Annotated in this window: 7 protein-coding genes; 1 reads left to right on the forward strand and 6 read right to left on the reverse strand. The window is 37.6% G+C overall.

All coding sequences use genetic code 11. The features are described 5' to 3' along the window. A partial coding sequence (locus tag ATS71_RS15670) for an autotransporter assembly complex protein TamA (RefSeq protein WP_235591510.1) occupies window positions 1-1,500 on the reverse strand: 1,500 nt, incomplete at its 3' end. Window positions 1,501-1,702: 202 nt separating this feature from the next. On the opposite strand from ATS71_RS15670, the gene ATS71_RS15675 reads away from it, so the two are divergent. Beyond that, window positions 1,703-2,038: a ribonuclease E inhibitor RraB gene (locus ATS71_RS15675; protein ID WP_058405746.1), complete on the forward strand. Its 336-nt coding sequence runs from the start codon at window positions 1,703-1,705 to the stop codon at window positions 2,036-2,038. A gap of 20 nt (window positions 2,039-2,058) precedes the next feature. On the opposite strand, the gene ATS71_RS15680 is transcribed toward ATS71_RS15675, so the two are convergent. The 5 genes from ATS71_RS15680 to ATS71_RS19215 form a co-directional block, all read right to left on the reverse strand. Further along, window positions 2,059-3,810 (reverse strand): DEAD/DEAH box helicase, encoded by a 1,752-nt coding sequence (locus ATS71_RS15680; RefSeq protein WP_058405659.1) that lies wholly within the window; start codon window positions 3,808-3,810, stop codon window positions 2,059-2,061. A gap of 359 nt (window positions 3,811-4,169) precedes the next feature. Further along, window positions 4,170-7,436 carry a TonB-dependent receptor domain-containing protein gene (locus tag ATS71_RS15685; RefSeq protein WP_058405660.1) on the reverse strand — a complete coding sequence of 1,089 codons (3,267 nt, stop codon included), beginning with the start codon at window positions 7,434-7,436 and terminating at the stop codon, window positions 4,170-4,172. Window positions 7,437-7,974: 538 nt separating this feature from the next. Further along, a complete protein-coding gene (locus ATS71_RS15690; RefSeq protein WP_058405661.1) occupies window positions 7,975-8,280 on the reverse strand; it encodes an H-NS histone family protein in 306 nt (101 codons plus the stop codon). A 193-nt stretch (window positions 8,281-8,473) separates the two neighbouring features. Continuing rightward, window positions 8,474-9,403: a class I SAM-dependent methyltransferase gene (locus ATS71_RS15695; RefSeq protein WP_058405662.1), complete on the reverse strand. Its 930-nt coding sequence runs from the start codon at window positions 9,401-9,403 to the stop codon at window positions 8,474-8,476. Window positions 9,404-9,466: 63 nt separating this feature from the next. After that, on the reverse strand, window positions 9,467-10,720 hold a 1,254-nt coding region (locus tag ATS71_RS19215; protein ID WP_235591511.1), incomplete at its 5' end, for a TonB-dependent receptor domain-containing protein.

Genomic DNA, 10,720 nt, shown 5'->3' on the forward strand with positions numbered 1-10,720 from the left:
TAGCAAATACTTACCCCCTATTAGCTCACCGTCCTCGTTTTCTGGTGAAATTGACTGATAAGCAAAACCACGAACACTTTGGTCACCCCCAGCATAAAATCTAAGCGAATAAGGTACATTATTTATGTCATCAACGAGCATTGCGCCAACGTTTGCCTTAAGGAAAACTAAATGCTTATTAAGGTATGTACGAAGCCATGCATGCTGTAATTGGACTCTCAATAAATTCGTACTGGAAAGTACATCATCTAAGCCAAACTCTGCTGAAATAAGCCATTGCTCCCCCCAATAAGGGGTAGTCCCACCTTTTAAATTTTTGCGAGCATAACTAATACCCGGCATTAACATTTCAGTCGACTCTTTTGGATCATCACCAAGACGAAACGTCTCTTGGTCTCTACGTAAAAACGCTGTTCTTACCCATTTATCCTCTGTAAGCCACTGCCTTTGTAGTTGCGCGGTTAATATCTCGCTGTAAGTATCATCAGCAAGTTCGTCTTCCAATTTATAACCAACTGAAAAACGCCATAAATCATCATTAGGATCGTCTACAGGAACAGTGTATGCCATTGAGAGATCTTGTTGCTTTTCGGCGATATTCATATTTGTATCAAGGTAATGGCCATCTTCTGTGATCCAAGGCTTACTCCACTTGAAGCGTACTCTAGGGCCTAAGTCGGTACTAAAACCACCCCCTATTTCAAAGCTGTTTGCAGGTTTAGGAATAACCTCAACTTTGATAGGAACTTGGGCGTTTTTACGCGCTGTAATATCTGCATAAACACGCACACTAGCAAAATAAGGTGTGCTTGATAGCTTAAGGTTATAATCAGCTATGTAAGTTGACTTATATGGTTGTCCTTGGGTAAATGGCGCTAAAGAACGGATATATTTTTCAGCTGGCGTATCACTGGTAATTTCAATACTCCCATATTGATAACGCACACCGGTATTAATCACGAACGTAACAACGGCACTATTTTTTTTAATTGAAACTTCTAATTTTCGAGCAGGCCATTTAGCATCAAAATAACCACGCTCCAAAAGCATGGATTCTATTTTTTTATACGCTGACTCATAGTTACCATGATTCAGCACATCACCCTGTTTTAAATTGGTATTTTTTATGATGGTTTGTAATTGTGTATCGTTCTTCCCTTCACCATTTAAAGTAATATTAATGGTGTCTATACGTGTAGCAGGACCGCGCTCAATTTTAACAACAAGCTCACTGTCGTCTTTGTTAAATTCAACCTCAATAGTTGGGCTATAATAACCTAAGGCTTTTATGCTGTTTTGTACCTGCTTTTTGGCATAACGTTGAAGGGTTCTTGTTGGTTTTTCACCTTTAAGCTGCTTTAAGTAAAGCGCTACGTTTTTTTCTAAATCGCCATTTATGCCTTTAATTTTGTAGTCTTCGATGACTCTTTCTGCCGCATCGGAATTTGCAGCCATAAAAATAGTGGCAATGCACATGCAACGTAAAAACTTAATAAACAAGTAAATATCCTTACTCTTATATACTACTTAAAACGAGCTAATGTGGCGCATATTAACATAGCCATAATGACCAACACATTAACTTAATGACAAACTCAGTTTAATTATGAAATGCGAAGAAGATAAAATTAGTACGCGTTAAGACAATATTTTAGTTACAATAGTGCCAACGAACACAAAATTATTTTTAGATGAGTTTTTAATGCAATTTCCAGATGACGAAAACGGCCAGCTGTTAGCCGAAATAGCCGCTGCAGGCGTCGATTTAAGTAAAATGCAGCAAATCGATTTTTTCATTTTATTTGAACAACAAACCGATGCTGATAAGTTTGCTAAAGATATTGTTTCTGATGCATTAGTACAAACCGCCGACGTTGAAAAATGTAAAGACACCGGCGTTTGGGAAGTAATTACTCATGTACAAATGGTACCAGAGCACACATTACTAGGCCAAGCTGAACAGTACCTAGAAAGTATAGCGAATGGCTATAACGGTTACGGTGACGGTTGGGGATTAATGGACGAAGACGCCGCCTAATATTTTAAAATCAGTTAAGTTTAACGACTTAACTGATTTGCCTTTCTAAAGCTCCCTTTATAATCAAATAACTTATCTGCTACTTTCCAACCATATTTTTTACTTTTTCGCGCAATCACAAAGTCAGGGGGCACTATGTCAAACTGCGCTTTAACTACCTGCTCTGCTGTTTTAAAATTTGTTGGTTTTTGACCATGCCCTAGCCGTTTACCAAATTGCCTGTTAAATATAAACTGACCGCCTTTATTACTCAGGTTATAAACTTCATCACAACTTGCACCGTCTTCGTCAAAATACGTAATTTTGATTAGTTCATCTTTAAGCTGAGTTACTGTTACACCGCTACAGCGAAGTACTAACGCATCTTTTAAATTTAACGCATTACGAAGCTTGTCGTCTGGATCAGCCATTATGGCGCCACAATCGTGGCATTTACGAGCTGCAATATCATTTTGTGCACCACATTCTTCGCATTCTTTAAATCTAAACCGATAATCACATTGAGCTTTGTTACCTTCATCATCTTCTAATAGCCCTTGGCAACGTCTACCAAAATGCTCTGTTACTTTACCATCGGAGCCTGTTTTGCCCCAAAATATATTGGCAAATCCGCAACCAGGACAAAGCACTTGGACAGGCTCGTTATCACTATCGCCTTTTTTATCACCTACTTCAGGGTGAAACAAATTAAATCCATTTCCTGCATAGTCGATTACAAGGCAGTCCGTTTTCGATTCTGATAATCGTAAGCCCCGTCCTACAATTTGTTGGTATAAGCTAACAGACTCTGTAGGGCGTAAAATAGCAATAAAATCGACATGTGGCGCATCAAAACCAGTTGTTAACACTGACACATTAACCAAATATTTTAATTTTTTACCTTTAAATGCAGAAATGATTTTATCGCGTTCAATATTAGGCGTATCGCCTGTAATTAGCGCGCTTTGAGCTGCTGGTAAATAGCTTAATATTTCTTGAGCATGCATAACTGTTGCCGCAAAAACCATCACACCTTTGCGCTGCTGGCTATATTCTATGACTTGTTTGAGAATAGCCTGAGTGGCTCGCTCGCTATTTTTTAAAAGCGCGTTCATATCATCGGCAGTGTACTGACCAAACGCGTTAGTCTCTAAAGACGAAAAATCGTAATGGTTTATAGCAGCATCAACTTCATTGGGGGGGGTTAAATAGTCATGTTTGATCATGTATCTAAGCGGTAATTCAAATATACAGTTTTTAAATGGGCTTTCTTTTGTCCCTTTAACAAACCCATGATAGTGATGATGGTATATCCACCCCATCCCCAAACGATAAGGCGTAGCCGTTAAACCCAATACTTTTAAATGAGGATTATACGTTTGTAATGCACTTATAACTTTACCGTATTGGCTTTTTTTATCACCGTTGACTCTATGGCATTCATCAATAATAAGTAGAGAATAATGCTCATTGAGTTTATCTAAATTACGTGAAAGTGATTGCACACTGGCAAAAGTGACTTGATGAGATAATGATTTTTCTTTTAACCCTGCTGAGAATATACTCGCCTCTAAACCAAAACTTTTATATTTTTGTGAATTTTGCTCTACAAGTTCTTTAACATGAGCAAGTACCAATATTTTTTGTTTAGCTATACGCGCAAGCTCAGCGATGACTAAACTTTTACCCGCCCCCGTAGGTAAAACAATCACTGCGGGATCATTGGTTTTTCTAAAATGAACAACAGTGCGTTCAACCGCCTCTTGCTGATAGGGTCTAAGTTTATAGCTCATTCAAAGATACAATAATGTTTGATAAATACAATTTTAACAAAAACCTGATTAGATTATTCTACTTATGCCTTCTTATTATATGAGAGTTAGACAAGTATTTCATCCAGATATCATTTTTCAAGGTAGTAAATGAAGCTATTGAATGTGAATTATTATTGGTACCGATGAATGACATTATGTTTTAAAACTCATCATAAATTTAGGACAACCTTTAAAACTCTTAACTACGCTAATCTGAGGATATTAAAAAAACCCCTATCATCAAAATAATAGGGGTTTTATAAAAACAAGTAAATGTCAGCTTTTCAAGCTAATACTCTAATGCAATAAATACAAAGAGTTATTTTAATAACTATAAATTAAAACTTATGGTTAAAACGTAGGCTTAAACGACGACCTAAACGCTCATCCAAACCAAACTGATTAAAACCAAACGAAGTAGCAGTTAGGTCATCAGCAGTGCGGTCAAGTAAGTTTTGAACATTTAATTGAACTGTAGTTGAAGTACCCAGGTTATAACCAATACTTAGATCATGCAGGAAACGCGAAGCATTTTCATTAGTAAAATCGCCTGTTAATGTACCATCTTCTGAACGTTGGTAATTATATGAGTATAATTGCTGTTCGAGCGAATCAATTAACGTTCTATTCTGCCAACGAACACGATGGCTAACAAATAGATCTTCATACATCCAATTAATATCAAATGTACCTGTCCATTCTGGATCTGCGAAATCGCCAACATCTTCTTGAACTTCAGACGTCGCAGTAGCCTGGTTTTCGTTTGTGATATTGTGTTGTGTTGTAGAAGCAATATTCAAATTACCCCACTCACCTAAATCATGGCTATAAAACACAGAAAGTGACACAGCCTCAAATGTTGCTAATGCTACGTTCGCTGGTTGATTTCCTGCACGAATAACTTGATTGTCGTCTCCACGTGTGAATGTATCACAAGCTGTTTCGTTCGGAAAATCAGCTGAGTCGTAACAATTCGCTGCTAGGGTCTCAAATGTGACGTCATTGATTGCACCTTCAATCTCAAGGTTATAATAGTCAAGTCCTATTTGTAAGTTTTCAACAAAGTTTGGAGTCCAAGCTAATCCGTAAGTATAAGATTTACTTGTTTCTGGATTTAAGTCAGGATTACCTGAAACATAACCAGTAGATATAGTACCGTCTGAAATTGATGACGTGAATGTATCAGTATCTATTCCTAATGATTCACAGTTTGCTTTACGTGCTGTTGGGTTAGGCCCAAGACCAACGTAACGTGCATCACATGGATCATCACCAGAGATGAATGATTGTTGTATTGGTTGGAACAACTCATTAATTGATGGGTTTCTGAACGCTGTTGCATAAGTTGCACGTAAAGATAAATCACTGTTTATTATCCACTTCATGCTAGCTTGAACAACATCCTCTTCTGTTGAACGATCTTCAAACCCAGCTGGAGCATTTGTATTGAACTCTTGATTACGGTATGCGCCACTTACTTCGAAGTATTGTACAAAAGGAATATCCATATCAGAAGAAATAACAGGTGCAACTACTTCTACATAATATTCATTTGTATCATACCCGCCGTTAACCGGACGATCAATTGAGCTACGAGTAATTGGAACTCTGCCGCCTACTGCAGGCTCATATTTACTTTTTTCTACACGTCGCTCAACACCAACTACGTAGTCAAGTGGTCCAGCAGGTAGGTCAAAAGCTGCGCCACCAAGGTTAAATGTATAAACTGTTTGCATATTGCTCGCTTGAGACATTTGCGAGCCGCCTGTAATGAAGTCAAGTGACGCATTTGATGCTTGTGAACCAAACAGGTTAAGTGGTTGACATCCATCTAAAAACGGCAGGTCCTCATCAGTTAAACCTGATCCAGACGCCTGTGCATTAAAGCCTTCTAGAGTGCCTGCTGCAAGATCAGCGTAAGCACCACAAATAACATCACCGCGTTGGAAGCCGCCCGTAAATGCTGAACGTGAGCCTTGTAGTGCAGCTAATGCCTCGTCTAATGTATTAATATCATCGCGAGAATCACGTATTTGAGACAACATTGCATCGTCAACACTACGCGCATCAACTGCGTTTAGGAATCTTCCATCAACAATCCCCGTTGTTCTAATGTTCACATCTGAACGGCCATGAACAACAGCCGCATCCCAGTAAAAATCTCGATCTAAAAATTCAAATTCACCTTCAAGAACATTACTTACGCGCCAAGTATGCGTTTCATTTGAGTTACCGCCTGAAGAAACTAAATCATTGTTGAATCGATGAATCGAAAATTGGTCTCCCTCTAACCCTGCATCTACTATTGCTTGTCGAGCTTGCGATGATAAAAACGGGTTGTCAATTGGTACTGTGATTGCAGCTGAAGTGCCTCCAAAGAAACCGGTTTGAAAACCACCTTGGTTAACAAGCTCAGTACCATTTGTGTTAGCGTAAACAACGTCACTTATATAACGAAGGTTATCCGTGATATCGTAGTTAAATGATACATACAAGTTATGGCGGCTTGTTGGTGAACGAATTTGAGAAACACTATCAAAAAAATCTATTCCACAAATATTACCGCGACCATCATCGTAAGTTTCAAGTAATGCTCGTCCAGACGGTAATGTTGGACCTGAGTTACATTGTTGGATTTGGCCATCTTGTGTAAACTCATAGAAATTACCATCTGCCCACGAGCCACGACCAACACTTGGCGCAAAACCAGCTCCTGCAGGTGTTACAGCGCCAAAATCTGTGAACAGTTGAAGGTTAACTTCATCATAAAATAAAGATACAGATTGTAAATCATCATCGTTAATAACACCGTCACCATTAAGGTCGTCTATTTGCCCATCACCGTTGCGGTCTAAAAACTCATTTGTAGTCCCGCCAGAACCTGGGTTATTATTACAAAGAAAATCTTGATCACATTCTAACAAACCATTTGTACGTGTATATTCCACACCAAATGTCAGGTTACCACGGCCATTATCAAAGTTTCCGCCGCCAACAGCACTAATTTGGAAATCACGAGCATTTCCAGCATCGTTTTCACCGTATTGTGCTGTTACTTCAAAACCTTCGTAATCATTTTTTAAGATAACGTTTACAGTACCACCGATGGCATCGGCACCATAAGTTGCTGCACCAGTAAGAGGAACAACTTCAATGCGATCGATTAAAGCAACAGGTATAGTGTTAATATCAACTTGTCCACCACCAATTGAAGCAGATTGTGAGCTAACCATTCGACGACCGTTTACTAACGTAAGTGTACGTTGAGTACCTAAATCAAATATATTTGCCTGATTTTGACCCGCATTGGCAGCATTTTGGTCACCTTCAGTTGTCAAAGAACCACCGAACAATGGCGATTGATTAAGCAAATCGGCAGCGTTAGTGAAACCTCTTACTTGAATATCTTCTTCGCCATAAGAAAAAATGGGAGCACTTTCACTAATTTCTGTACGCTGAATACGTGAGCCTGTAACTGTAATTTTTTCTACTTTTTCGAGTTTTTCTTCTTCTGCAGCAAATGAGCCTGCTGAGAAAGCAGCAGTAGAAACTGCGCCAAAAGCAATCGCTAAGCGAACAGCTTTAGAAACTTTATTATTTATCATTTTGATATCCCTGTTAAAATTTTTAGTTTTATTGTTTCAAAATAAGCAAAAAATTAACAAAATTGCCAACTTTGAGGTTACATACTAGTCATGAATGTACCTTTTTGGCAACACTCAATGCGTTAAATCGTACCTTTAATGGGTTATAAACAATCCAAAGCGATGAGCGTAAAAAATGAATTATGACTATTGAAGTACTTTTTATTTAACTGATGACAGAGAAGAGCGGAGTCTGATAATAACTTCTTGCGACTATCACCCGGGTGATAAGGGATAAAGTGGGCTAGTAAATCAACCGAATGAATCATCATATGGGTTAAATTAATAGAACATGTGTACTGAGTTCAGTATTGATTAGCGTAAAAATATGTAGATATGTTTGAAGATGTTTATTGTCTAAAGTCGAGTGTATACACCCAATTTTTTTGGATTAAAGATTTATCGATAAAAAATTATAATATGAAACAAAGCTATCAGTGATTTAATAAATATACCTAAGTAGGTATATTTATTAATTATCACTCGTGAGTATTATTAGTTATTTAGCTAAATACTTTTGAAGTTCAACGCCTTCAAACGCTTTTGGTCGACGACCTCGACCAGTCCACTCTATTACTTCACCATTTAGTTCCATTCGGTATTTAGGCGCAACTTTAGTACGCTTATCTGAAGTAATATCATGTAAGTCTTCTATTGTAAGTCCTTTTTCCTTTAAAAGATCCAAAACTTCCTGTTTTGCTTTTTGCTGTTGGGTATATTTTGAAATTGCATCAGTAACTAATTGTTGTGCTTTTTCAAGTTCAGTTAAGGATGCGGTCTTTATAAAAGCTCGAACTTCTTTCATTTATATCTCTTTAAATTTATAAACATATCAAGATTAGTATAGATACTTTAATTTAAAATAACTATGACAAAGAATAAAGATTTAAACAATAAGAAATTGCTATTACTAAAATTAATAAACGAAATAACTATATATGCTCAAGTTTAATAAAAGCAAAATTGAAATAAACTGTAAACTAAATACTAAATTACAGCTACATTTTCTCAGGAGAAATTTTTATTTGCCAACAAAACAACTCATTATTTACATTGAATGCCGCAATAGACATTTTCATATTTTTAAGCTTTGCAGCTTTAAATTTTTCGTAAATTTCATCTTTACTCAATGCAACGGAAGTTTGATCTGATAACCTTTCAACCTGTTGTTTTAGAGCGTTCTGTAATCCACTCAATTTTGCTTTACTCGTTTGATCGATATTCAGCATTATCTTTGATACTTTAGACATAATATCTGCAAACCAGAATTTTTCTTCATCATTAGATATAACTAAGCTCTGAATCTTTTGGATCGCGTCTTTATTTCGTGTCTGAAATAGCTCAATATTACCTTGAAGCTTCAAAGTTACTAAGTTTTCAAGTTCATTTAATATGTTGTTTTCTAACATCCAATTAAGTACTTTCAAACCGCTTTTACAGTCGTTCGTTATTGCCGAATCAGGGTGATGCATCATTAATATGATTTCACCATCATTCTTAAGTACTCTACATGCCTCATTTAAAGAGTGTGACCAATTAGAATACTCAAAACCAAATTGGCTAACTAATATATTAAAGTACTCATTTGGATAAGGTAGATTTTCTACTGAAGTATTAAACTGAAACTTAACTTTATTAATCGCACTATCAATTTCGTCAACATCACTGGTAATTTTTAACTCATTAATGTTTGCTAAGTCGCAGCCATATACCGAGCCAGATAAGTTTTTTCTTTCTAGAAGGCATTGTAGCCAAATTGCTAAAGCTCCCTTACCGGTAGCTAAATCAAGATAAACAACGCTTTCCCCTTTTTCTGATACAACTTCCCCCCAAAAGTTTAACACTTCTTCTGGGTAACCTAGGGCTGTATTTGCATCACCAAAACTAGATAAAGCTTTTGTAAGGTCCCAGTAATGATCCCAGTGCATTTTATTTTCTCCAAAAAAAAGAGTGACTCAAGAGTCACTCTTTATAATATCTAAACTAAAAACTTAGAAAGACTGTTTAAAGTTTAAGTACATTGTGCGACCAAAACCTGAGTAAAGATCGAAGTTGTAGTCACGACCGCCAGAAGCGAAAAGTGGTGGCTGTTTACCGAATGCATTTTGTGCACCGAAGCTCACTTTACCGTTCCAAGGTGTGTTGTACGCTACTTGTAAGTCATGAGTTACCCATGAAGGAATGTGACCTTCACACTCACCATCTGCAGTAATGTCTTCACACTGGCTATCAATAAGGTTTAGATTCCAAGTGAAGTCAAAATCAGAAATAGAGTAAACGTTAGACAGGTTTAAACGCATTTGCGGTACACCTGGATCATCAACGAAGTTACGACCACCATCTGTGCTGTAATCTACAATGTGAGATAGGTTGAAGTTAGTTCTTAAAGTACCAGCATCACCAAATTCAAACATTGAATTAGCTTTGAAATCGATACCTGAAGTTTCTAAACTACCATCGTTACCAAAACCACGAACAAGGCTAGTAATCGCACCGTTTGGTGAACGAGATACAGTGAATGCAGCTGGCACAGAGTCACCACGTAAACGTGCATCAATGATAGATTGAGCAGAGAACGCACGGATTCGGTTGGTAATTTCAATGTTGTAGTAATCAAGTTCTACAGAAATAGCATCTGTCACTTGGTAAACAACACCAAGTGAGTATTGGTCAGATTGCTCTGAACCTAGGTCAGGGTTAGCAATAACTGTAGCGTTGATTTGCGAAGAACAGTTTGCAGCTTCACCAATTGCCAAACATGTAGCTTCATCAGAAACTGAATCAGCTGATTCAGAAGGCTGTTGAGTTAGGTCTGGTAATGAAGGAGCGCGGAAACCTTTACCCCATGATGCACGAAGTACTAAGTCATCAATTGGGTTGTAACGTGCTGATACTTTAGGTGAGAAATCTGAACCATAGTCAGAGTAATCATCGTAACGACCTGCAAAGTTAAGCTCAAATTCTTCTGTTACTGGAACTAATGTTTCGAAGAATAAACCACGAACTGAACGTGCGCCGCCAGCACTGCTACCTGAAGAACCACCTACTTGGCCTGCTGCAGAAAGTGAATCGTATATGTCAGCATAATCTTCTGAACGGTATTCAAAACCTACGAATGCTTGAATTGCACCAGCGTCAGTTTCCATAAGGTCAAACGCAGCATTTGCATAAAACTCTTCTTGGTTAAACTTACCAGTACGTGAAGTAGTTACCGTCATTGCGCCTCTAACTTCTTCAGATGCACC

The sequence above is a fragment of the Pseudoalteromonas sp. H71 genome (assembly GCF_001468485.1).
GTDB lineage: Bacteria > Pseudomonadota > Gammaproteobacteria > Enterobacterales > Alteromonadaceae > Pseudoalteromonas.